Genomic DNA, 22554 nt, shown 5'->3' on the forward strand with positions numbered 1-22554 from the left:
GATAGACAAGGCTGCACTCCTACGTCTTAAATCTCTCGTCCACCGGAATTTGATAGCCGTTGGCGAGGCGATTGGTCATGTTGGCAGTGGCTGCGATCGCCATTAGTTCCCCGAAGATGGTATCATTCATCCCCTTGGCACGCGCCGATGCTGTGTGCGAGGCGATGCAGTACTCACAGCCATTCGTCGCACTCACGGCGATGTAAATTAGTTCGCGCATCAGTGGATCAATCTCACCAGGGTTAGTCATCACTTCCTTCACCGCTTGCCAAGTTCGTTGCAAAGTAGGCGGATGATTGGCTATAGCTTTCCAAAAGTTATTGATATAGTCATTCTGGCGTGTGGCACGGATGTCGTCATATACTGCACGTACTTCGTCGCTGGCTTGTTCGTATTCAATCAGGTTAGTCATGTTTCTATTCAGGGTAACTGAATTATTTTACACAATTCAGCAAACAGCAGATTTACCACTTTACTCATTAGCTTGCCTTGGATATGCTTACCACCTAGCAGCTTCTCGCCTTGCTCGTTGACATTCGCTTTGAGTGAGTCGCGGTAGTTGATCAATTCTTTGGTCAGTTCATTTTCTGGTAGCCTTCCAGTTTCTACGCCGGTTAGAACATACTGCCAGAGACTAATTCTGCATAAAGATGAACCACTAGCTTTTTCAACGAGTCCATCACCGGATTGTTCTAGAACAGTGCCCATGCCCAATCTCATTTTGAAGGTATTGCGGCTGCGGTTACGTTTGATTCGTTTGGTGTCACCAGCTAGTCGCTTGACGATAGTTTCTCCGTTTTGACGCTCGCGTTCCGTTTTCTTTACTTCCCGCACTTCATACTCAATCACGGGTTTACCATTCACACCCAGGAACGACTCAAAGGGATAGATCCTGGTGAGCAACCGCGATCGCACTCTCAAGCCAAAACCGAACTTGTCAAACACTGTCATGTAAGGCTTAAATGCAGTTTCAGTCAGCATTTCACTGATTCTTGCCTCTAGGCGCTGCTCATAGAGCGAAATATCGCACATCCATTCAGCATGTAATTCCAAGATTGGATCGATTTCAATCCCGTAGTCTTTGGCGATGGATATTTTATAGCGATTTTCGATTCTGGTTTTCCCGGCGGGAGAAATTTCGAGCCTTTTAGCTAACCATCCCCAAAGTGGTGGTAGTAATCCTGGTTTGCTAGATGCGCTCTTGGTGTGCGCCACTTCTGGGAATTGCCAAGCTAGAAGCTGTCTAGCATAATTTACAATTGGTGACTGCACCCGGTTAAGGTGTTCAAGTTGCTGGCAGAGGTCGCGTAGTTCGTCGATTGGCTCTGGGCGGTGCATGAGGAAATACCTCATGTTTAATTCCCCAGTCTCCAGATGGTGATCTGGATCATGTCCGTAGGCGGCCATTGCTAAAGCGTCGGCGGGGTCACTTTTATTCGGTAAATTCTTGCCGCCGCGATAACGCCGCAATTCGACATGACCAACCCAGAGAATTTTGATTTGTAGCTTATTGAGGATGGATGCCCACAATCTTGAATAGTGGTTTCCGGTTGGTTCTAGGATTGCGTAATCTGGCTTGATTTCTGCTAGATAATCAGCAAAGTCAAAAGTAGATTTTTGCTTTTTCTTAGCATCAGGATTGGAGTAAAAAGCCGGATATAAAGTAGATGCTTTATTTCTTGTTTTACTCCAGTATGCCTGTAATCCGCCTTTGGGATATTGTGTTAAAATGTGAGTTGTTACGCTTGATTTGCTAACATCAATTCCCAAAATTGTTAATTCTATTGTCATGGTTCTGCGATATCTAAAAGGTGGTTTTCAAGGACTGGCATCCTTTGATTAGCCCGAACTTAATAGCGCACGAATCACCCTAACGCCCCACACTTGAGGGGCGCGATTCAGGAGTAAACGCATTCGGGGGAATTAATCGGAGAAAGGCAGCGCATGAATAGAAAAACGCCTCACATTAGGGGGCGCATTTCACTCTTAACGCCGCACTTCCTTTGACTAACTTGCTGATTGCTTTGGACACAATCCGCGACGACGGGCTATATACCCGTCGTTTCGGCTACTGTGTCACGTAGCCCACGCTGTTGTCAGCGCGATCGCAATTACGATTCATCAGGCGGTTCATCATTATCAGATAATTCTGCAACGATTAAAATCAGACGATTAGAAGCTGGATTTAGCAAACTTCTAATCGCTTCGTCCGCTTGGAGAGTTGATGATTCGATGTCATTCATAAACTCTAAAGCCTCGTCAATTCTGGCTTTTATCTCATGCAATGAGCGCCAAGTCTGGTAATAATCCCATGCGGGATCTGGTCGCGGGATGTTTGTATCAATCATTGTCATTGCCTGTCTCACGTAAATATCTGTCTAGTTCACCGCTCATTACTTGGTCGTAACTAGCAATTACTATTTCTTGCTTTTGTGGTCCGACTCGCTGTAATGAGGCTATAATTCCTCGCTCTTGCAAGGCTGCTTGAACTTCGGGAGATGCCAAGGCTACTTCTGCATCTGCATAATCTTGCTGCATGTAAGGAAACAATATTTCTCGGATTTCAACCCCTGCATTTGCAATTACCACCAGCATGTGATTTTTAGCTTGTTCAACTGGCGAATCAGGAAAATAAAACTCAACCCTAACCCCTTTTTGGATAACCATTCTCTGAACATCTGCCGCTCTCAATGCTTGCTGAAATACAGCTAAATTGGCGGCATCAGCAACCGGAATTCTCGCAATTTCTCCCGTTTCGGTTGAGCGTATGGCATCTTTGATAATTTGTTTGCCCCGGTCGATGGGTTGGCTCATACAATCTCCAATTTTTACTAAAACTGCGACTAAAAACCGTCACTAATTTCGGTTTGAGTCGCAGGATCAAAAGGGATATTATCTGGTTCAGCCTCCTCAACAAATTCTGCGGTAACTTCCTGGGATTCTACTTTGACGGCGTTTAGCAACCTTTGGAATTGAGGCATGGAAGGCGCTTCGGGTTTTAGTCCTTGCGCTTTCAAAAATTCTGCTGTTGCTTCCCATTCAGAACGAAGCCTGTTCATCCTCTCCTCAAGTTGGCGGCTCTCTACTCGTAATCGCTGGTTTTGATCGTACAGTTCCCTGGATTTAGGCCCAATTGCTACTATGGCTAGCTGTCTCATTTCAGCAACGGCTGATTCAACTGTGTCGCCTTCTTCTAATTCAGATGTAAACCCGACCCGCTCGTTGTTATAATCGCCGGTCGATAGTAAAAAGTGAGCATGGACTAATTTAATTTTCATAACTTTGAGAAAGTGTTATTTTTGACTTGTACAAGTTTGAACTGTTTGAACCGAAAATCAAAGGCGATCGCGATCGCGTTAACGCGATCGCTTTTGAATGAGCTATTCACTCTAACTTACTGCTTCCGACTTCCGACTTCTTTAATGTTGCTAAAGAGTTTTGAATGCGATTTTATTTTTGGTATACAGATAAAAGCAGACATTCCCAAACTAGCCGTGGTTGAGCGTAAGCAAGTAAGTATTTACGAGTTTGTTCTAGCTGGTTAATTATCCTGGGTTGATGCCACTCCTGCCAGTAGAATTGCTGAAGATAATCAACTAACCAGAGTTGTGCTTCTGTATCTAAATCTTTATCGATTTTTTTGGCTAACTCCAAGGCTTTGCGGTAGGAAGCAGGGGCTTTTTTTAAATCTTCGAGTAACTCAGGGGGAATAGCTTGTAATTGCTCGTAAGATGCGATCGCACTTCCCGGACTGCCAGCTGCTATACTCAATACTGCCTGATTTGGCAAAATTTCTTCATGACCAGTTTGTGTGAGTACAACAGCCAAAGACTGTGCATCTAAACGATAAAAAGGAATGCGTTGACAGCGTGATACCAAAGTTGGCAACACAGACTCAGGTGTAGGTGCAATTAAAATTAACGTCGCCTGTCCCGGTTCTTCCAAAGTTTTAAGTAAAGCATTCGCTGCGGCTTCTGCCATTGTTTGGGCTTCTTCCAGCACTATCACATTCTTCGGTGCTTCCAAGGGTGGCCGACTGAGAAACTCGGTAATTTCCCGAATTTGCTCTAGCCGAATTACAGGTGGTGCCTTACGCTTAACTCCTTTCTCGGCGGCTTCTGCTGCTGTTAATCGTTGTCCCTGGTATTGGTACGTTGGTTGCACCCACAACAAAGCTGGGTGGTTGCCTTGACGCAAACGCTTTTGTAAAGATGGAGTAACTTCCATCCCACTAGAAAATAGCAATTCCACAAAACACCTGGCTGCTAAACTCCTTCCTACACCATCTGGCCCCACAAATAAATAGGCTGGAGCAACCCGGTTTTGTCTGACAGCCTGAGTGAGTAATTCTATGGCTTGCTGTTGTCCTACTACTGGTGCAAATGGGTTAATAGTTCAGTACCTTCGCCAAAAGAATAATCTGAAAACAGAGGGCTGATGTAGTAGAGTTGTTTTCTTCTAGAACGACAACTTAGAAGTTACAAAATGCCTATGTTCGACATACTAACACTGTTGCAATGACTTCTACCGCAAATAATAACCGAAGTTGCGGGGTAAATAATGGTAGCTTTGATGACTGATGTCTGGCGACAAGCCGCTACGCATTTACGCTTTCAGCTATGATGACTATAAGGAATCACTTTTGCAAATATACCAGATGAGAAACAAGATTCTTGCTCCCTCTCCTTACCAAGGAGAGGGTTGGGGTGAGGTTTGACAAGGCTTTTTACGAAAGTGAGATACTCCTAGCTTTGCGTTTAAAATCGTAGGGCTTTTAAACGCAGAGGGACGTAAAGATATGCAAAGTCTTTTTAAAAATTTATGCAATGTTGTAAGCTGTTGTGCCTTTAATTTGCACTAATATTTTTTCAAGATGATTGTGGGGTGGGCATCTTGCCCGCCCTGATAATGCAAGTTCTATAGGTAACAGCTTACTTAGGAAGTTTCAGATGTCGCACAAACAGTTTATTTATTGCTGGGAAAAATGGTTATTTCCCATCTTGGTACGTGCAGTAGTAATGATTTGTCTCACAGCAGGAGTGTTGAGCATCTTGGGAAGCACTGCTCCTATGAGTAATGCTCAAGCTGTTTTTCCTAGTTATGTTGCAGCTAATGCTCTACTGGTAAATACTACTAGGCGTATCCACGATCAACGGACATCATTAAAATCAACAGCACTAAATGCCACTGTATATCACAGTCCCGATTGTAATTGTTGTGGCGGGTGGATTGACCACTTAAAGGCACAGGGTTTTAAAATCACAGACTTTTCTACACCTGACATCGAAATAGTCAAACAAAAGTACAACGTGCCGGATAAATTGGAATCTTGCCACACAGCAATTGTTAATGGATATGTCATCGAAGGACATGTCCCAGCAGACGACATCAAACGTCTGCTTCAAGAAAAGCCAAATGTTATTGGTTTATCTGTTCCCCAAATGCCTGTAGGCACTCCTGGGATGGAAATGGGGAATCGAAAAGACCCGTTTTCTGTGTTTTCCTTTGGTCGCAAGAACTCAGTTGCAGTATTCAATAAGTATTCGTCCTCTTGATGGTTTAAATACCTGCCTTATAGGAGTAGGCTTGCAACATTAGGCTCCCGGATCTAATTACTTATGTCATTTTCTATAGAAAACGAAATTTTTGGTTGATGGGTGTATCGATTGTACAATTCTTTGTGCCTTTAGCACACCAGAAGTACAACTTCTGGGCAAAACTTATCTCCAAATCTAGAAATTGTTCTTCATCAAACTTTATTTTGTATACAGCAATCGCTGTGTATAAAGCCTTTTATTTATATTTAGTAACAAGCGCACGAATATAGTATGGTGATAAATTTAGCTTTCTCAAAAGATATAAAAGAAACCAAATCAATCAGCAGCAGCATAATCAGGCAATGCGTTGAGTTGGAAATTAACAGCAGTTAGATAATTTTGATCATTTAAAACTTGTGATGGTAATTTATCTGCATTAACAGCAGCCTTCACCAAATCTTTTGCAATAATATTCCTGTTCTGAGTTTGAAATACTAGCGTTTCTCCACTAGGAATACCCTGTTGCTTCAGACCTCCCTGATAAGCAAAATTAACTAGATTGAAAGGTTGGAGGTAACTAACAGAAGTAGAGTGACTAGATAAATTGTTAGAGTTAATAGCTATTTGCCTGGTGTTGCTAGTGGGTATTTGAGCGCTAACCATTCCAGGTACAAAAGTAATCGAAGCAAAAATAAGTGCAGAATTTATTAAGGTAACAACTTTCATCACCTTATTCTTAGATAAAATGCGATCGGTGTTCTTTAGTAATAGATTCCTCTTTATTATTAATTTCAGCTTCCTTCATTCAGGTGATCTGATCGGTTGATATATGACTTACCCTTTTGGGTGAGATCATTGAGCGACACAAAGAGCAATGGAGACTCAGATAAGTCCAGACACAGAACAGATTGGTTGAATGAAATAGTGATCTATTTTCGGCAAAGTTTAGATTTCCCAGCCTCCTAACTCGACGTATGGAGAAAAAAGCTTGACATTCCGAGTTCAAAGCTTGAGGTTCCGAGAAAAAAGCTCGGCGTTCTAAGTTCAAAGCATGAAGTTCCGAGAAAAAAGCTCGGCGTTCTGAGTTCAAAGCATGAAGTTCCGAGAAAAAAGCTTGACATTCCGAGTTCAAAGCATGAAGTTCCGAGAAAAAAGCTCGGCGTTCCGAGTTCAAAGCATGAAGTTCCGAGAAAAAAGCTTGACATTCCGAGTTCAAAGCTTGAGTGATGAGGTTCAGAGGTGGAACTATAGAGAAAAAACCTTGGCGCATCGCATTTACAGCTTAGGAGACTTTACTAAATCCACCTCCTCCAGGCGTTTCTATCACAAAAACATCCCCAGGTTTCATCTCTACTGTTGCTGTGCTGTCTAAATTCTCTTCAATTCCATTCTGACGTTGTATCCAGTTGCGTCCGACAATTCCGGCTTCCCCACCATTTAATCCAAAGGGAGGGACAACCCGATGATTAGAGAGAATATTAGCTGTCATGGGTTCTAGAAACTTGATGCGGCGGACAACTCCATTACCACCAGAATATTTTCCTTTACCACCGCTATCGGGACGAAGACTAAAGCTTTCTAAAAGTACAGGATAACGAGTTTCTAAAACTTCTGGATCAGTCAAGCGGGAGTTAGTCATGTGAGAATGAATACCATCAGTTCCATCAAAATCAATTCCTGCGCCAGAGCCGCCACAGATAGTTTCATAATATTGATATTGCTCATTACCAAAAGTAAAATTATTCATCGTTCCTTGAGAAGCAGCCATAATACCCAAAGCCCCATATAAAGCATCAACAATCGTTTGAGAAGTTTCTACATTACCCGCTACTACTGCTGCTGGATAAATTGGATTCAGCATACAGCCGACTGGTATAATAATTTCTAGAGGGTTAAGACACCCAGCATTCAGAGGAATATTATCATCAACCAAAGTCCGAAAGACATATAGGACTGCTGCTTGAGTTACAGCTTTCGGAGCATTAAAATTACTATTTAGTTGCTGAGAAGTTCCAGTAAAATCAATAGTAGCACTGTGACTTTCTTGGTGAATCGTAACTTTTACTTGAATAATTGCCCCATTATCCATTTCATAAATAAATGAGCCATCCTTGAGAAGATTGATAGCCTTTCTTACCGACTCTTCAGCATTAGCTTGCACAAATTTCATATAAGCTTGGACAGTCTCAAGTCCGTATTGGGAAACCATTTTACGAACTTCTTGAACTCCTCTTTCATTTGCAGCAATTTGTGCCTTAAAATCAGCGATATTTTGGTCAGGGTTACGAGCAGGATAAGTATGATTTGAGAGGTGCTGTCTTACTGCGGTTTCTCGAAAATTTACCTCTTCAACTAAGAGAAAATTATCAAAAATAATTCCTTCCTCTTCTACTGTGGTACTGTGGGGAGGCATTGAACCAGGAGTAATTCCACCGATATCAGCTTGGTGTCCACGAGAAGCGACGTAGAAAATAACTTGTTTTTTATCTCCGTCAAAAACAGGGGTAATTGCAGTGACATCAGGAAGATGTGTTCCCCCATTATAAGGATTATTGGATAGATACACATTCCCCGGTTTTAGGGTGTCGCCTTTATCGTTAATTAAACTGCGGATACTTTCACTCATCGAGCCTAAATGTACAGGAATATGAGGGGCATTAGCTACTAATAATCCCGATGAGTCAAAAATAGCACAGGAGAAATCCAGCCTCTCTTTGATATTTACCGATGTGGCTGTGTTTTGTAACACAATTCCCATTTGTTCAGCGATAAATTGATAGAGATTTTTGAATATTTCCAAGCGGATGGGATCTGGTTGAGATATTGTGTACATTTTTTAATTATATTTAGATTTACTACAATGTAACTGATATTGATTATCTTGAAGTTATCAATCTTTACGCTGTAAAATCAGATGATTACATTCAGTTAATCTCGCTTGCCAGTTAGGTTCAACTACAATTGTGCTAATTTTTTCGACAACGATCGCAGGTCCGTTAATATTATCTTCTGGTTGTAAATCTTCCCGCCGATAAACAGGAGTATCATACCATCTATCAGTACTAAACATTCTTACTGTCTCAACAGATGTAAGAGCTTGATCTAAAGGGCGAGTACGAATAATTAAAGCTTCTTCAGGTGTCTCCATCTTCTGAATGACTTCCACTGAGGCTGATTCAACAATTAAGGTTTTCTCTAATTGAAGGAAACCATAGCGAGATTTATGTTCAGTCTCAAACTCTTGCCGCATCACTGCTACTTCATCAGCAAAATTAACGGTCAATGTAGAGTTAGTTCCCTCATATTTTAAGTTAACTTTTCGGATTACTTCTACTTGACTACACACTTGATCTATTTCATTTATGGCTTGAGTTTCTAAATATTCCATTAACTGGTATAATTTAGTAATTAATGCTTGAGTGAGAGATTGTTCTACTCCCGCTTCTCTAATCGCCCTGACATCAGCTAATCCCATTCCATAAGCAGAAAGAACACCAGCATAAGGGTGGAGAAATATCTTTTTCATTCCCAACGTATTGGCGATTAAACAAGCAACCTGCCCGCCGGCACCGCCAAAACAACAAAGCACATATTGCCTGACATCATAACCCCGTTGCAGACTGATTTTTTTAATTGCGATCGCCATATTTTCTACTGCGATCGCTATAAATCCAGCCGCGACTTGTTCGGGAGTACAATGATTTAATGTCGCGGCTTGAATATCTTGGGCTAATTGGGTAAATTGCTGAATGACAGTATCTTTATCTAAAGGTAAATTGCCATCAATTCCAAAAACTGAGGGAAAATATTGGGGGTGGATTTTGCCTAAGATCACATTCGCATCAGTAACCGTTAATGGCCCCCCGCGTCGGTAACAAGCAGGCCCAGGATTTGATCCAGCAGATTTAGGCCCGACACGATAACTAGAACCATCAAAAAAGAGAATTGAACCACCGCCAGCAGCAATGGTATTAATTGCTAATACCGGAACTCGCATCCGCGCCCCAGCAATTTCGGAATCTAGTTGTCGTTCATACTCTCCTTTAAAGTGGGCGACATCTGTACTTGTCCCTCCCATATCAAAGGTAATAACTAACTCGAAACCTGCCCTTTTACTACTTTGAACTGCGCCGACAATCCCGCCAGCCGGTCCACTCAAAATACTATCTTTGCCTTGAAATTGTTGGGCTGCGACTAAACCCCCATCAGATTTCATGAACATTAATTTGACTCCAGGTAACTGACTCGCTATTTGGTTGACATAGCGATGTAGAATAGGAGTTAAATAAGCATCTACTACTGTTGTATCTCCCCGGCTGACCAACTTCATTAATGGACTAACTTGATGAGATACGGATATCTGCGTAAAGCCGATTTTTAAAGCAAGTTGGGCTATTTGTTGTTCGTGGGAAGGATAGCGATCGCTGTGCATAAAAACAATCGCACAACTCTGAATTCCTGTGTTGTAAACTGCTTCTAAGTCACTTTTAACGAGTTCAATATTTACAGGGATTAATTCATTTCCATTAGCATCATAACGTTCATCAATCTCAATCACCTGCTCATATAGCATGGTTGGTAAAATGATCTGACGGGCAAAGATGTTAGGACGGTTTTGGTAGCCAATTTGTAGGGCATCTTTAAAGCCTTTAGTAATCAGAAGTACAACCCTGTCTCCTTTCCTTTCTAACAGCGCATTTGTTGCTACTGTTGTCCCCATTTTTACTACTTCTATTGCTTCAGTAGGAATGGGTTCGTTGCCAGAAATACCCATAATATCCCGTATAGCTTGGATAGCTGCATCTTGATATTGTTCGGGATTTTCTGAAAGCAGTTTGTAGATTATAATCCATTGCTGATTAGGCAGAGTCACAATTAAAAAACGTTCAAGATGTCTTGATAGTCTGTCTATAATTGCTTGATTATTAGTAACAGCAACAATATCTGTGAATGTACCACCTCGGTCAGCAAAAAACTTCAACATTATTCTATTTCCTCAACGCTATACAGGTAGCATAACAAGGGTATTTGGAGTATTTCTACTTCCGGTGTGGAATATTTTGGCGACAGGTGTAGATTATTCGATGAGAGTTAAGACTATTTCTTAAGGAAAATAGTAGGCAAAAAGCAGTAGGCTTTGTTGGGTTCTACTTCGTTCTACTCAATCGATATAAAGTAAAACTTTACATTAACTTTAAAAAAGTAGCAAAATTAATGTTAAAAATTTCACAGTTCATGCAGCTTATTAATGTGAATACTTATTCGGAAATTTCCGATGACATTTCAGATATATATAGTTTAACTTGGTACAAACTACGCTCAGGATTTGAGCTAGGTACTTGTAAATAATAGAACTGTGACTTATGGCTCCTTATAAAGACGCATTTGATGGGTTTAGTGATAGTTTAGATGGACACGATAAATCGGCAGAAAAGGCTGCTGAGGCTGGCATCAAGACTGCTGCTACTCTAGGAATTTCTGTTGGCTCTGCTGCGACAGCAGGCGCTGGTTCTCTTGCTGGTTACGCAGGTATAGCTTCCACAGTTTCATCAATGGGGCTTGGTGGCGCTACAACAGCAATTGCCGGAGCTATGGGAACTAATGTGGCTGGAGCTGCTGCGACTGCTGTTGTAACTTCAGCAGTGGGCGGCCCGGTAGTAATGGGTGCAATTCTAATTGGTGGAGCAGGAGCTACTGCTTACGGAGTGTATCAAGCTGGCAACTGGGTTGGTAAGCAGTTGAAATGGTGGTAGACGTTATTATTATCTGAATCATAGAAAGTTTTGACAAGATTATAAAAGTTATCAGGGTGAAAGTTGTCCACCCTTTTTTAATTTATCCTTTGTTACTATTTCACCCAACCTAAAAACTTTATAATTTTGGGCTTTTACCTCGTTCTAAAGCTCTTGATGCTGGCGGTGGAGGTTCGGGAGGCTTTTGAAGGATTTCAATAATTGCAGTAATGACTTCATTGATTTTTTCGTTCTTTAGTTTTCCTATATATCGAATAACATTACTTTTATCAACCGTGGCAATAATATTAGTCCGAATGTAGCAAGGACTTAAATTTAGTTTACCAACTCGGAAGTCTTGGTCTTCTAACTTAATTTCATACTCTCTGCCTGGTTTACTGGTGATTGGACAGACGATTATATTGTTACTATCTGATTCGGCAATTACTAAAGCAGGTCGTCTTTTAGTAGCTGATGCATCAGAAAAGGGAAAAGGTACTGAAATTACATCCCCTTTGCCAAGGTTTTCTATAAATCCTTCCAAGCTTCATCTTCCTCTGGGTTAAGCCAAATTTTTTTTAGTGACGACTCACTCAATTCCAGAAAATCCTTTACTAATATTTGAGAATAAACTGAATCACTAGCTTGTAAATTCTTCACTTTTTCGAGTTGTAGTCCCGTTAATTTTGCTACTATAGCTAAATCAATACCTTCGTGCAGCATATTGAGTGCAACTTGGGTTAACCCTTGCTGTAAACCTTCCTCCCATGCTTCGCGTAAAGTTTTAGATTGACTGGCAGAGTTATGCATGATTGTCAGTTCATAGTGTTCTGCTTTAATAATACCTCGAATATTGTACTGCTCATTGTGTAAGTTATTCCTGTGTGAATCTTAAATTGTCCATGTCCATTTTTGCTGTTTGGCATTTCATTTTACAGTTACTATTAGTAACTAAGTGGGAATTTTATCAAATTGCTGTTTGCAGGTCGTGACAATTTACGTATTTTGCTGATTTAGCGGAATTACAATTACAAATTCTGTACCTTGTCCCGGAGCCGAAATACATTGTAATGTTCCCTGATGTTTTTGGGTAATAATCTGATAACTAATAGATAAACCTAACCCGGTACCTTTACCAACTGGTTTAGTGGTAAAGAATGGTTCAAACAACTGTTTTTGTACATCTTCTGGAATGCCTAAACCATTATCAGCAATGCGAATAATTACTTGCTTTTCGCTGGTGAGTTTAGTATGAATGCGTATCTGGGGAGTAGGGAGTAGGGAATAGGGAATAGGGAGCGTTTTTTCCCCTACTTCCCAGTCACCATTCCCCACTCCCTCTTCAATTGCATCAATTGCATTTGCCAGAAGATTCATAAATACCTGATTCAGTTGTCCGGCATAACATCCGACTAATGGTAGGTCGCCATACTCTTTGATCACCTCAATTGCTAGATAGTCAGATTTAGGCTTGAGCCGATGTTCTAGAATCATCAACGTACTATCGATACCCTCATGGATATTCACCGCTTTCATCTCGGCTTCATCTAAGCGGGAAAAGTTTCGTAGAGATAAGACGATTTCTGTGATTCTTTCAGCACCAACTGTCATAGAAGCTAGCAAGTTTGGTAAGTCTGCAATCAGGAAATTTAAGTCGATGGCTTCTGTTTTTTCTTGAATTTGAGTTACTGGATTAGGATAGTTTTGCTGGTATAATTGCAACAAACTAAGTAAATCTTGGATATATTGATTGGCAAAAGCGATATTGCCATAAATAAAGTTAATTGGGTTATTGATTTCGTGCGCTACACCTGCTACCAACTGCCCTAAACTGGACATTTTTTCACTCTGCACCAGTTGAGATGCTAGCTGCTTTGCCTCTTGGCGCAATTGTGCTTCAGAGTGTCGCAATATCTCTTCCGCTTGTTTGCGCTGGGTAATGTCGTGGAGAATGACAACATACTCCTGAAAGTCCTGATGGGGTCGGTCTGAGATGGAAACTTCCAGAGTTCTGTTTTTCCCGTTGTGAAGTAAGGCTTGTTCGCTGCGCTTTGTCCACTGGTCTGGATAGTAGACTAATGTGGGTAGCCATTTATTGAGGTGATTTCCCAACAACTGAGAGGGGTTGACACCAAAGAAAGATTCAGTGGCTGGGTTAGCCTGTCGGATAATACCTTGATCATCCACAACTAAAATACCATCTTGGGCGACAGTAAACAGATGTTCGGCAGCTTCTCGTGCTTCTGCGATCGCCACCACTTGAGGTAAACTTGTCCAACAAGCGATCGCTACTCCTACAAATGCTACACTCATCAGCAGCACCACAAATAGATTTTCACCCGCCGCAGTTGCCACATTATTAAGTTTGACACCAAATAACCAGCCAATTCCGACTGCGCTGCACAGTAAAAAAATTAAGATGATTACCTGGAGAACTACTGAGTCCTTGATAATCATCACAGGGCGCGTGCGATATTGCCGCATCCACCAACTGCGATGGAATGGAGGGAAGTTCACACGGCGAATTACTGCATCTATTCCCATCACACCAATGGGAAATAATAGCCCAATTAGGAAGTTGAGCCAACCCCACGCAAGTCCGCCCACCAACAGCACCACAACTTCTAACAGCAGAATGCCTAGAGATATGCGAGGGAACAAAACTTCCGGGCGATCGCGCCGCAGCCAAAGCCCTAAATGGAATAACATAAAAGAGACAAACCAACCGATGTTACCAACAGCCACGATTCGCGCTACATCTCCCCAAATCAGATAGATTAGGCACAACACCAGTGTCAAGGTCAGCGCTGGAACAAACACACCCCGGCGTGACACAACGGAAAATACTGGTGAGACGTGGTTATCTAAGGCCAACTGATACAAAATTCGAGGGCAATTAGAAACGACCGTTGCCGAACCTAAAAGACTTGCAGCTACTAGCAAAAAGGAAACACTTATAGCAGCTGATTTTCCCCAAAAGGGCTGGGAAGCCGCCACCAGATTCATAAAAGCATTGTCTTTGAGGTTTGGATCTGTTGCTAACCGCATCATTACCCAAGACCCCCCTAAAAAGATCGGTGGCATCATCCAAGCCGCAACGTCTAGAAAGCGTAGCGTCTGCGTGGGTTGGCGGCTATCGGCGACAAAAGAAGAAGCCGTTTCACAACTGTAGGTTGCATAGGTGACAAAAAAGAACCACTTTGCCCAATCCACAAAGCTCAAAGATGACCAATTGCTAGGAAAAAACCCCGGACTATCACCAGAGAACGCTAACCAGCCAAGACCCTGTACACAGAAGGTAATTAGCAGTCCAAAGGCTGGAATTACAAAAAATAAATGTAAAATACTCAAGGCGCGAGTCCCACTAAACGCCACGATAAACGGCAATAGTGTAAAGCCAATATCCAGAAATATGTCTGGACAGGCAATACCCAGCGCCTCCAAATTCACTTTAATTAAATCTCTGAGTACGATCGTATTAACTGCTAAGTAGGAAACCCAGTTAAGGAGGTATCCAATTGCTGCATAGCGAGCTAGTCCGGGGTAGTTTTGCAGCAGCTTGGTAGCATAGTTAGGTGTTCCTCCAGCCACATTCATAAAATGCATACCCAAGCGTTTTACCTGATAATTGAGCAGCATTCCCAAAATCACCGCAGGTATCCAGACAAAAATAGCTTGGGAACCCAGAGCTGCATGAATTGCTGGAACCAATGCTGTCCAGGAAATATGAGCTGTCAAACCGAAGCCCCAACTTTCAACAGCATTCAGGCTTCTAGTCAAGCGAGGGTAAGAAGATTGGCTAAAAGTGGGATCAGCAGGATGGGACATGATTGGCAGTGCGGGGTGGGATACTGTAATTAAGCTTATTAATAGAGTTCCCATCTCCTTAATGTTCTGAACAAAGACTTTTAGCCCAAAGTTATGGTTATATGTCACAATTTGGGATTCGAGGTGCGAGCTATTTTCAGCTTAGTCAAGCTAATAGCTTTATCTTAGGCGTTCACCGCTTCTAAAAATCTCTGCAAATCTAGCAAGACAACAAAATCTGCACAAACGGAACGAATCGCGGTTTATCTTCTGCCTATATCAAGCGTCCTACGACGAAGCCCATAGTGAGCTTGACTCCTTAAATTGTTGGTAATCCTCTATAGCAATTCTCAGTTGAAACTTCGCGCTATTCTTAATCAAACGTCAGCGAACAAGTTTATTGCAGCGCACACAAAAACAAAAAAGCATGGGTGGCAAATTAATTGTATTTGAAGGGGTAGAAGGCTGTGGTAAAACCAGCCAAATGCAGCTTTGTTCTGAGTGGTTGGAAAATCTGGGTGTTTCTGTAGTGGTAACTCGTGAACCAGGAGGAACAGAGTTAGGCTTACACGTTCGCCGCTTGCTATTAGAGAAGGCAGAAGACGAGCCAGTTGCACAAGTGACAGAACTTTTGTTGTATGCTGCTGACCGATCGCAACACGTTGAACAAGAACTCAAACCAAATCTCGCCGCCGGGAAATATATTTTATGCGATCGCTACACCGACTCTACCATTGCCTACCAAGGATATGGTCGCGGTCTGAACATGAGTTTAATCAATCAGCTTAACTATATTGCTACTGGTGGTTTAGAGAGTGACCTAACTATTTGGTTAGATGTCGATGTCGAGGTGGGACTGTCCCGCAAACTAGCAAGCAAAATTGGACTAGACCGGATTGAACAGGAGACAATCGCTTTTCATCGGCGCGTTCAAGAAGGATACGCACATTTAGCAATATCCGATCCCTCACGAATTGTTCGCGTAGATGGCAGTTTGAGTAAAGAAATTGTACAACAAATGATTCAAGGAATTTTGTGCGATCGCTTGCACTTGGCGAGGTAGGGGAAAAATAAAATAATTCGTAATTCGTAATTCGTAATGACGCTCTCTCCGTACTCCTGGCGGAGGACAAGCTACGCGCAGCGTGTCGTTCGCGGTAGCGTTGCGTAGCAAAGACAGACGCTAAAAGCGTAGCTTGCAACTCTTACAGAGTACGCGGACTCGCTAACGTAATTCCTATACACCTAAAGGAACTGCCGTACGCATCACCGAAATAAAAATTAATTTTGTTAGCGTTTGATTACCATATTATTTGGTAATTACTAAATAAGTTGGTATTATCTTCAGTAGATTACACACATATACTTATCCATTTTGAAAGACGTAAATCTAACAATAGGTTTGCGGCTAACTTTGGCGTAAAGATTCATTAGTTTTTAATAACACATATTGAAAACTAGCTATTTTGTATCGTCTGGCAAGGAGTTGAAAGTTTAACGATAGAACCGGTTTGATTTTTATCTAACAAAATTTATTGTCAACTTGCTCAGTTTTGGCGATAACGAAACTAATTTTTGGTGAGCAAACAGCTTTGAGCAAAACTATCTAATTTTTTCAATATTCAATAGTAAACGGAGAAATGTTTTATGCGTTTTACCCCCACGATCCCAATTGCGTCTTTAATACTATCGATACTGGTTTTATGGCAGCCTACTTTAGCTGACTCAAGGAGTGTTCTTCCCTCGCTTCAAAAAGAGAAAATACCATCTCTCTCGGATAAAAATAAGTGTCTTGGAGGTTTTTCGCCAAGTTTTCGCTTGGGTGGAGAACTGAATAATCCAACCACATATAACTTGCAAAACCTGAAAAATTTGCGAGATGCTTTAAAAAAACAAAATCCAGCATTAGTTACTGAAATCACTGTAAGCTTTCAAACCGGCTCAGGTCAACGAACCGAAACATACTATGGAGTCCCCCTATGGGAATTGATTAATAATCCAAAAGCTGGAGGTGGTCTAAAACCTAGTAATTCTGGTTTGAATCCTAAAAACTCTTTGTTGAGGCAATATGTGCTAGCTGAAGCCACAGATTGCTATGGTGCAGTCGTAGCTATTGGTGAAATTCAACCTAACTTTGAAGGGAAAACAGTACTAGTTGCATACGCAAAAAAAGCTAGTGATGCTACAGTTGTGCCTTTAATAGATGAAGGATTTGCTCGTTTAGTAGTTCCAGGTGACAAAGCTGGAGGTCGTTACGTTAGTAATGTGAGAAATATCCTCATATTATCCGCTCCTGCTTCTCCTTTGAAACCAAAATATTTCTAATGTAGGTGAACTACTCTCCATCTAAAAGCACGGTTCACTCATAAACAGGACTTACGCAAATAATAGCCGAAACCATGATTTTCTTCGTAGGGGCAATAACCTGCGGTCAGCTAAAGCTACAGGAATTGCCCTTACAAGGTGTAGTTTTGCGTAAGTCCCAATAAAGATTAAACCGTGCTTGTCCCCATACTTTTTCTTCAGGTGATAGTTGACAACACTCAGTCCTGAGTGCTGAGTGCTGAGTGTTGAGTAAGTAAAAAACTACTCAGCACTTATGTACTTGGTACAAGCCCCGCCCCTTGTGGGCGGAATCTTCTTAACTCAAGAGGTAGGTTGATACCCCACCCCTTGTGGGTGGTCTTTTAACTCAGCACTCAGCACTCGGAACTCAGCACTCTTCATGTTCTGGAAATACTCTTCCTCGACGCGGTGTGTGATTAGAAGATAGTTGTGTCATTTTATTTACTATCTGCTAAATAGTAGGGGTTTACTTTTTATATGTTGATTATATCTGAAGCGATCGCCTTTACCCTAACGTCAATAGTCCTGCGGTAAAATCTGCCACTAGTCGTTTTGTCTGTAACCAACGCACACCCAAAAGAATGTCTTGCAGTTCATCTCCACCCAACGCTGAAATCATAAACTCTTCTTCATCTAAAAGTATAGCTCCCTGAAACAAGTTAAATTGTGCTTCTCCCCGCGCTGTCCGCATATCTTCTCTGTGACTTTCCCGTAACCATCCCAGCGAGAGAGCATCTTGATTATCAATTGCTAGAGTGCCAGTAAATCCTGTATCTAGTAGCGCCTGTACTGGGATAATATCACCATCAGCAGCAATCAAACCAATTTCAAAAATTAACTCGCCTTTACTGTTAAACTCTCCGAAAATCATATTTTGCCGCAGGCTCCAGTCTCATTGATTCGCATCATGAGACGCAAAGTATCACCAAATTTATCACGAGCCTTTTGTCTAGCAACATCCTCATTTGGATCTATAAAATAGTCTCCACTATCAGGCTCAATGACTATAAACCAATCGTAGTGTTCTTTGATTAACTCTGGTTTAACTCTGTCAAATACTACTCGACAATGCTGATAAAATAACTCATCTTCAGCTTTGCGTCGTGCTTTTTCTTCAGGTGATAATTGACGTTCTGGAAATACTCTTCCTCGACGTGGTGTGTGATTAGAAGATAGTTGTGTCATTTTATTTACTATCTGCTAAATAGTAGGTGTTTACTTTTTATATGTTGATTATATCTGAAGCGATCGCCTTTGTTAGTCAGCTTTACACTCAGTTTCGGTAGTGTGATTTCTGATTCTCGCCTTTTGAAGTTCATAATTCTATCTCAGAACTCGGAAGTTGGTGTTCAAAACTCCAAACGCCAAAAAATAAAAGCGATCGCTCCCTTCAACTAAAGAGCGATCGCTTTTATTTATAATCCAGAATAAACTTTAAGCAGCAACAGGTTCCAACAATTTGATGTCAGAGAAGACAAATTCCTGAATAGATACTTGTCCTGCTGTCTCCGTGCGAATCTCCCGACGATTTAGGATGAAATAGTCACCAACTTTTTCATACTCATCGATAAATTCGCTTCTACCGCCCTTTTGTTCCCCAGTTTTGGGGTCATGGTACACAGAGTCATAGGTATGGGACAAGTAACCTTCCCCAGTGTCGTGACTGCTAAAGGTGTCAATTGTCACAAAAATACCGTGGATTAGACGGTGAACATGGCAGACTTCATTATTGCGGACTTTGTATTTATCGCCCTCAGCCTTACCACCCATTAAAAGCTCAATCGCACCAGTTTGGTCAGTTTTACCATAGCTAAACGTATTGGCGCTGTGGGTGTCTTCAAAGCTGCGGCGGATACGATGAATTGCTATCTCCCATGCTTGACCATGAATTGCTTGCTTGGCTGACTCGTCATCTACATCCAAAACTTCCGCTTTGAGATTGGCATTGATGATAACTTTGCCTGTAAACACTTGATCATCATGCTTAAAGGTAATATTGGCGGTATAACCGGGGAAATTCTTCTCCCAAGTATAGCGATTCTCATAAGCAGCCCGGAAAAGTTCCTGAGCAGAAAGTTGTGTAACTGTCATGTGCTTCTCCTAGTCGCTACTGTAAATTAGCGTTTTAGTTTCCTTGGTATTAGCATAGAAGTAATTGTTGAGGCTACGATAGTCCCCAACTGGGTACACTTATGGCTAATTCTCTCCACACCGTATTTGATGCGATCGCTAATGTCCGAAATGAGCAAGAATTAAGACTAGCTCTCGCGGATAAAATTGGTGAGCATTTTGGCGTGCAAAATTGGGGTATTTATTTCTTAGATGAGCAGCCAAACACTGGGATTGATCTTCAGAGTATTCCGGCAGTATGCTTAGAAAGCAATCCAGTCGGGCGTTACGTGGTTGAGCGTCATGCTCCAGCCCATGAGCAGTTATTATTATCACCAGGAGACTGGAAGCATTTTTGCTCACGTTCCGATCACGAACACGTAATGACTGGGCCAATTGTTTGTAATGGTCGTCTTGTGGGAACGTTTAACTTAGCCCGCGACAAGGGAAATCCGGCTTTTAATGGCAACGATTTAGCTGACTTGAGCGCCTTATGTATTCATTTGTCAGCAAAGATGGCGACTCTACGGACAAAACCAAAAACATCCAATTCCCTTTTAGTATGTCCTCTAACAGCGCGTGAGTTAGAAATTGCCGACTTGGTAGCGCAGGGGTTAACGAACGCAGAAATTGGAGAAAAACTTTGGATTACACAAAATTCCGTCAAACAAGCTTTGAAAAGGATGTTTCGCAAGTTGAAAGTTTCGGCGCGTGCGGAAATGGTGGCAAAGCTGCAAGATATACAAGTTTCTTGAAGGAGGCAGAATTCAGAATACAAAATACTCTACCCATATAGGACTTAAGCAAAATTACACGCACTCTGGGGCAATTCATCTAGTTTTAGCTGACCGCAGGGTATTGCCCCTACCTATAGATTAGACATCTCCAGAAATTAAATATGCGTTACCCAGAACCCTTGTTTTGACGTAGCAGTGCTACCTCAAAACAATTCTTTTTCACTCCTATGTCTATTTTAAAAAATTTCAACCACATCTGTAAATTTCCTTTTGTTTAAGCGGCAAACAGCCACCACCTCAAGAGTAATGTTTTGTATTATGACTGTAGCATCAAAAATTTACAGGCTGATGATATAGAGAAGCAGTTGATGTTTGCCCTAGCTGACACCTAAAATAGATATTCAAGCGGAGGAAATAAAAGCTTGAAATTGATATTGGTAGCTCCCGACTCTTTGTTATGTGCAGCCTTTCAACAGCATTTTAACTACTTACCCAATGTAGAAATAGTGAATAACTATTTCGAGTGGTTGCCAGATTTTGATTGTATGGTCAGCCCTGCTAACTCTTTCGGGATGATGGATGGTGGCATAGATGCGGCAATTATCCGTTTTTTCGGTTGTTCTTTAATGGCAAGAGTCCAGGGGCGCATTCTTGAAGATTATTTGGGTGAACAGCCTGTGGGAACATCAATGATTGTGGAAACAGGTCATTACAAGCATCCTTTTTTAGCTCATACACCTACTATGCGAGTTCCGATGATCATTGCTGGAACAGATATTCCTTATGTAGCGATGTGGGCAATGCTGCTGGCAGTTCGCCACCATAATCAACACGCCGAGCAAAAAATTAACACTATTGCCTGTCCTGGATTGGGTACAGGAATAGGACGAGTGCCATATACTGAAGCTGCTAGACAGATGGCATTAGCCTACGATCATTTTCTTTACCCACCCAAGCATCTCAATTGCATAGTTGCAGCCGAAAGACAACTTCAGATATGGGAAGGAGGAGATTTGGCGTAAAGTTTAAAAAATGTCCTAGCGTATTATAATTTTGGGGCGATCGCTAATCTCAACTTTATGATAGGTAAACGCTGAGATGGAATGCAGCACACTATTTAAAATGGCAGGAGTGGATAATTTTGCAGCAGCTATTTGCGGTGTAGTTGCTGGGTGTACTAATAGTGAAAATGTCATATTTGAATAAAGAGATATTGCTGTTAAAAATGCGATCGCAACTGTTGTATATGCAGCAGCAACCCTTGAATCAGCTTACAAATTTCTCTTATTTAACTTCTTAGTATGCCAGATTTAATCTGCTCTAAGTAGTTTTATCATGTCTTTACCTAATCTTTAATTTATCAATTAGTAATTATAGATAAGATGTATTGAATAAGATACGATTTTATCTTATGAAGACACCTAAATAACAAATCACTAACTAACTTTAAAAGATAAAAATTGGATAAATCACTTAGATGTAATAGATAAATAAAAATTATAATCTGAAGAATACAAGGTACTTTAATATTTTATTACAGGTTAATAATTATGGCATTTATATTTTAACAATCGGGGCTTTCAGCACCAATTTTTGCAGCTATTATGAAGAATTTAGTTATTAAAAAATATCATTAAAATTAGAGAGCAATATAACATGAAGAATGCTTGGAAGCGTTGGATTATGACCGTTAATCTAGTTGCAATGTCTACGACGGGCGTAACTGCGGCACTAATCCCGACGCTAGTATTTTTAGCATTCTCTCATCAGGCAACAGCTGACGATCCAGGAGTATGTTACATGGTAACTTCTTCTGGTCAAACCGTTGGATTGGCAAGGCTTTGTGGTAATATAGCCGCACCTTCAGACAATAGAGTTTTTCGAGTCCCAGTCAAACGCCGCTTTGGTGGAACTCCTGTGATTGATGTCACCTTCAATGACAAAAAAACCTTTGAAATGATTGTAGATACAGGTGCTAGTGGAACCATTATCACTCAAAATATGGCGAATACACTTAAACTCCAGGCTACAGGTACAATGCAAGCCCAAATTGCCGATGGTAGCCAAGTAGAATTTCCAACCAGTAAGGTAAAATCTATTGCAGTCGGTGGAGTTACAGCCAATAATCTTCAGGTAGCGATCGCACCAAAAGCAAGCATCGGCTTACTAGGCCATGATTTCTTTGGCAACTATGATATTAAGATTCTGGAGAAAGAGGTCGAATTTCATCCCCGCTAATCTTTGCACTTAAAAACGTAGTATCCTACATTTTGGTATCTAAAAATA

Annotated in this window: 23 protein-coding genes; 7 read left to right on the forward strand and 16 right to left on the reverse strand. The window is 41.4% G+C overall.

What is annotated here, in order from left to right:
- Positions 1 to 19: 19 nt before the first annotated feature.
- From V7K15_RS05365 to V7K15_RS05390, 6 genes are all read right to left on the reverse strand, one after another.
- Entirely contained in the window at positions 20 to 412 is a 393-nt protein-coding gene (locus V7K15_RS05365) for a carboxymuconolactone decarboxylase family protein (RefSeq protein WP_334903683.1), read from the reverse strand.
- Positions 413 to 420: 8 nt separating this feature from the next.
- Positions 421 to 1791 (reverse strand): IS110 family transposase, encoded by a 1371-nt coding sequence (locus V7K15_RS05370; RefSeq protein ID WP_334903685.1) that lies wholly within the window; start codon positions 1789 to 1791, stop codon positions 421 to 423.
- Between the two features lie 320 nt (positions 1792 to 2111).
- Positions 2112 to 2354 carry a hypothetical protein gene (locus tag V7K15_RS05375; RefSeq protein WP_334903687.1) on the reverse strand — a complete coding sequence of 81 codons (243 nt, stop codon included), beginning with the start codon at positions 2352 to 2354 and terminating at the stop codon, positions 2112 to 2114.
- Positions 2341 to 2814: a hypothetical protein gene (locus V7K15_RS05380; protein WP_334903688.1), complete on the reverse strand. Its 474-nt coding sequence runs from the start codon at positions 2812 to 2814 to the stop codon at positions 2341 to 2343. Before V7K15_RS05380 ends, V7K15_RS05375 begins: the two co-directional genes overlap by 14 nt.
- Positions 2815 to 2843: 29 nt before the next feature.
- Positions 2844 to 3278, reverse strand: a complete 435-nt coding sequence (locus tag V7K15_RS05385) for a hypothetical protein (RefSeq protein WP_334903690.1) — start codon at positions 3276 to 3278, stop codon at positions 2844 to 2846.
- A gap of 172 nt (positions 3279 to 3450) precedes the next feature.
- Entirely contained in the window at positions 3451 to 4392 is a 942-nt protein-coding gene (locus V7K15_RS05390; RefSeq protein ID WP_334903754.1) for a DNA polymerase III subunit delta', read from the reverse strand.
- Positions 4393 to 4949: 557 nt separating this feature from the next.
- On the opposite strand from V7K15_RS05390, the gene V7K15_RS05395 reads away from it, so the two are divergent.
- Positions 4950 to 5555 (forward strand): DUF411 domain-containing protein, encoded by a 606-nt coding sequence (locus V7K15_RS05395; RefSeq protein WP_334903692.1) that lies wholly within the window; start codon positions 4950 to 4952, stop codon positions 5553 to 5555.
- 318 nt (positions 5556 to 5873) lie between these two features.
- Here the strand turns inward: V7K15_RS05395 and V7K15_RS05400 are convergent, their stop codons facing one another.
- The 4 genes from V7K15_RS05400 to V7K15_RS05415 all read right to left on the reverse strand — a co-directional run bounded on the left by V7K15_RS05400 (position 5874) and on the right by V7K15_RS05415 (position 10521).
- Positions 5874 to 6263 carry a hypothetical protein gene (locus V7K15_RS05400; protein ID WP_334903694.1) on the reverse strand — a complete coding sequence of 130 codons (390 nt, stop codon included), beginning with the start codon at positions 6261 to 6263 and terminating at the stop codon, positions 5874 to 5876.
- Positions 6264 to 6342: 79 nt separating this feature from the next.
- Entirely contained in the window at positions 6343 to 6807 is a 465-nt protein-coding gene (locus V7K15_RS05405) for a hypothetical protein (RefSeq protein WP_334903696.1), read from the reverse strand.
- A 12-nt stretch (positions 6808 to 6819) separates the two neighbouring features.
- A complete protein-coding gene (locus V7K15_RS05410) occupies positions 6820 to 8370 on the reverse strand; it encodes a hydantoinase B/oxoprolinase family protein (protein ID WP_334903698.1) in 1551 nt (516 codons plus the stop codon).
- 57 nt (positions 8371 to 8427) lie between these two features.
- Positions 8428 to 10521, reverse strand: coding sequence for a hydantoinase/oxoprolinase family protein (locus V7K15_RS05415; protein WP_334903700.1), 2094 nt, complete (start codon positions 10519 to 10521; stop codon positions 8428 to 8430).
- 379 nt (positions 10522 to 10900) lie between these two features.
- On the opposite strand from V7K15_RS05415, the gene V7K15_RS05420 reads away from it, so the two are divergent.
- Positions 10901 to 11290 (forward strand): hypothetical protein, encoded by a 390-nt coding sequence (locus V7K15_RS05420; RefSeq protein WP_334903701.1) that lies wholly within the window; start codon positions 10901 to 10903, stop codon positions 11288 to 11290.
- Positions 11291 to 11408: 118 nt separating this feature from the next.
- Here the strand turns inward: V7K15_RS05420 and V7K15_RS05425 are convergent, their stop codons facing one another.
- The 3 genes from V7K15_RS05425 to V7K15_RS05435 all read right to left on the reverse strand — a co-directional run bounded on the left by V7K15_RS05425 (position 11409) and on the right by V7K15_RS05435 (position 15097).
- Positions 11409 to 11813 (reverse strand): type II toxin-antitoxin system PemK/MazF family toxin, encoded by a 405-nt coding sequence (locus V7K15_RS05425; RefSeq protein WP_334903703.1) that lies wholly within the window; start codon positions 11811 to 11813, stop codon positions 11409 to 11411.
- Positions 11798 to 12079, reverse strand: coding sequence for a hypothetical protein (locus V7K15_RS05430; protein WP_334903705.1), 282 nt, complete (start codon positions 12077 to 12079; stop codon positions 11798 to 11800). Before V7K15_RS05430 ends, V7K15_RS05425 begins: the two co-directional genes overlap by 16 nt.
- 186 nt (positions 12080 to 12265) lie before the next feature.
- Positions 12266 to 15097, reverse strand: a complete 2832-nt coding sequence (locus tag V7K15_RS05435; protein ID WP_442949648.1) for an ATP-binding protein — start codon at positions 15095 to 15097, stop codon at positions 12266 to 12268.
- Positions 15098 to 15503: 406 nt separating this feature from the next.
- Here V7K15_RS05435 and tmk point away from each other — a divergent pair, with 406 nt between their 5' ends.
- Complete coding sequence (gene tmk, locus V7K15_RS05440) at positions 15504 to 16139, forward strand: dTMP kinase (RefSeq protein WP_334903756.1); 636 nt, start codon at positions 15504 to 15506, stop codon at positions 16137 to 16139.
- 584 nt (positions 16140 to 16723) lie between these two features.
- The gene (locus V7K15_RS05445; RefSeq protein WP_334903708.1) at positions 16724 to 17401 is read left to right on the forward strand and encodes a hypothetical protein; all 678 of its coding nucleotides are present in this window, start codon (positions 16724 to 16726) and stop codon (positions 17399 to 17401) included.
- 526 nt (positions 17402 to 17927) lie between these two features.
- Here the strand turns inward: V7K15_RS05445 and V7K15_RS05450 are convergent.
- The 3 genes from V7K15_RS05450 to V7K15_RS05460 form a co-directional block, all read right to left on the reverse strand.
- Positions 17928 to 18293, reverse strand: a complete 366-nt coding sequence (locus V7K15_RS05450) for an aspartyl protease (RefSeq protein ID WP_334903710.1) — start codon at positions 18291 to 18293, stop codon at positions 17928 to 17930.
- Complete coding sequence (locus V7K15_RS05455) at positions 18290 to 18607, reverse strand: hypothetical protein (RefSeq protein WP_334903712.1); 318 nt, start codon at positions 18605 to 18607, stop codon at positions 18290 to 18292. The genes V7K15_RS05450 and V7K15_RS05455 overlap by 4 nt, the downstream gene beginning before the upstream one ends.
- A 249-nt stretch (positions 18608 to 18856) precedes the next feature.
- Positions 18857 to 19513 carry a DUF3386 domain-containing protein gene (locus V7K15_RS05460; protein ID WP_334903713.1) on the reverse strand — a complete coding sequence of 219 codons (657 nt, stop codon included), beginning with the start codon at positions 19511 to 19513 and terminating at the stop codon, positions 18857 to 18859.
- 101 nt (positions 19514 to 19614) lie between these two features.
- Between V7K15_RS05460 and V7K15_RS05465 the strand changes: the two genes are divergently transcribed.
- From V7K15_RS05465 to V7K15_RS05475, 3 genes are all read left to right on the forward strand, one after another.
- A complete protein-coding gene (locus V7K15_RS05465; RefSeq protein ID WP_334903715.1) occupies positions 19615 to 20286 on the forward strand; it encodes a LuxR C-terminal-related transcriptional regulator in 672 nt (223 codons plus the stop codon).
- A gap of 404 nt (positions 20287 to 20690) precedes the next feature.
- A complete protein-coding gene (locus V7K15_RS05470; RefSeq protein WP_334903717.1) occupies positions 20691 to 21290 on the forward strand; it encodes a macro domain-containing protein in 600 nt (199 codons plus the stop codon).
- Positions 21291 to 21924: 634 nt separating this feature from the next.
- The gene (locus V7K15_RS05475) at positions 21925 to 22506 is read left to right on the forward strand and encodes a retropepsin-like aspartic protease family protein (RefSeq protein ID WP_334903719.1); all 582 of its coding nucleotides are present in this window, start codon (positions 21925 to 21927) and stop codon (positions 22504 to 22506) included.
- The last annotated feature ends 48 nt before the right edge of the window (positions 22507 to 22554 follow it).

The organism is Nostoc sp. (assembly GCF_036919815.1).
In the GTDB taxonomy this organism is placed as follows: Bacteria; Cyanobacteriota; Cyanobacteriia; order Cyanobacteriales; family Nostocaceae; genus Nostoc.

Coding starts and splice junctions, on each gene's coding strand:
- V7K15_RS05365 (WP_334903683.1), bottom strand. CDS start 412: ATGACTAACCTGATTGAATACGAACAAGCCAGCGACGAAGTACGTGCA.
- V7K15_RS05370 (WP_334903685.1), bottom strand. CDS start 1,791: ATGACAATAGAATTAACAATTTTGGGAATTGATGTTAGCAAATCAAGC.
- V7K15_RS05375 (WP_334903687.1), bottom strand. CDS start 2,354: ATGACAATGATTGATACAAACATCCCGCGACCAGATCCCGCATGGGAT.
- V7K15_RS05380 (WP_334903688.1), bottom strand. CDS start 2,814: ATGAGCCAACCCATCGACCGGGGCAAACAAATTATCAAAGATGCCATA.
- V7K15_RS05385 (WP_334903690.1), bottom strand. CDS start 3,278: ATGAAAATTAAATTAGTCCATGCTCACTTTTTACTATCGACCGGCGAT.
- V7K15_RS05395 (WP_334903692.1), top strand. CDS start 4,950: ATGTCGCACAAACAGTTTATTTATTGCTGGGAAAAATGGTTATTTCCC.
- V7K15_RS05400 (WP_334903694.1), bottom strand. CDS start 6,263: ATGAAAGTTGTTACCTTAATAAATTCTGCACTTATTTTTGCTTCGATT.
- V7K15_RS05405 (WP_334903696.1), bottom strand. CDS start 6,807: ATGCGCCAAGGTTTTTTCTCTATAGTTCCACCTCTGAACCTCATCACT.
- V7K15_RS05410 (WP_334903698.1), bottom strand. CDS start 8,370: ATGTACACAATATCTCAACCAGATCCCATCCGCTTGGAAATATTCAAA.
- V7K15_RS05415 (WP_334903700.1), bottom strand. CDS start 10,521: ATGTTGAAGTTTTTTGCTGACCGAGGTGGTACATTCACAGATATTGTT.
- V7K15_RS05420 (WP_334903701.1), top strand. CDS start 10,901: ATGGCTCCTTATAAAGACGCATTTGATGGGTTTAGTGATAGTTTAGAT.
- V7K15_RS05430 (WP_334903705.1), bottom strand. CDS start 12,079: ATGCATAACTCTGCCAGTCAATCTAAAACTTTACGCGAAGCATGGGAG.
- V7K15_RS05435 (WP_442949648.1), bottom strand. CDS start 15,097: ATGTCCCATCCTGCTGATCCCACTTTTAGCCAATCTTCTTACCCTCGC.
- tmk (WP_334903756.1), top strand. CDS start 15,504: ATGGGTGGCAAATTAATTGTATTTGAAGGGGTAGAAGGCTGTGGTAAA.
- V7K15_RS05445 (WP_334903708.1), top strand. CDS start 16,724: ATGCGTTTTACCCCCACGATCCCAATTGCGTCTTTAATACTATCGATA.
- V7K15_RS05450 (WP_334903710.1), bottom strand. CDS start 18,293: ATGATTTTCGGAGAGTTTAACAGTAAAGGCGAGTTAATTTTTGAAATT.
- V7K15_RS05455 (WP_334903712.1), bottom strand. CDS start 18,607: ATGACACAACTATCTTCTAATCACACACCACGTCGAGGAAGAGTATTT.
- V7K15_RS05460 (WP_334903713.1), bottom strand. CDS start 19,513: ATGACAGTTACACAACTTTCTGCTCAGGAACTTTTCCGGGCTGCTTAT.
- V7K15_RS05465 (WP_334903715.1), top strand. CDS start 19,615: ATGGCTAATTCTCTCCACACCGTATTTGATGCGATCGCTAATGTCCGA.
- V7K15_RS05475 (WP_334903719.1), top strand. CDS start 21,925: ATGAAGAATGCTTGGAAGCGTTGGATTATGACCGTTAATCTAGTTGCA.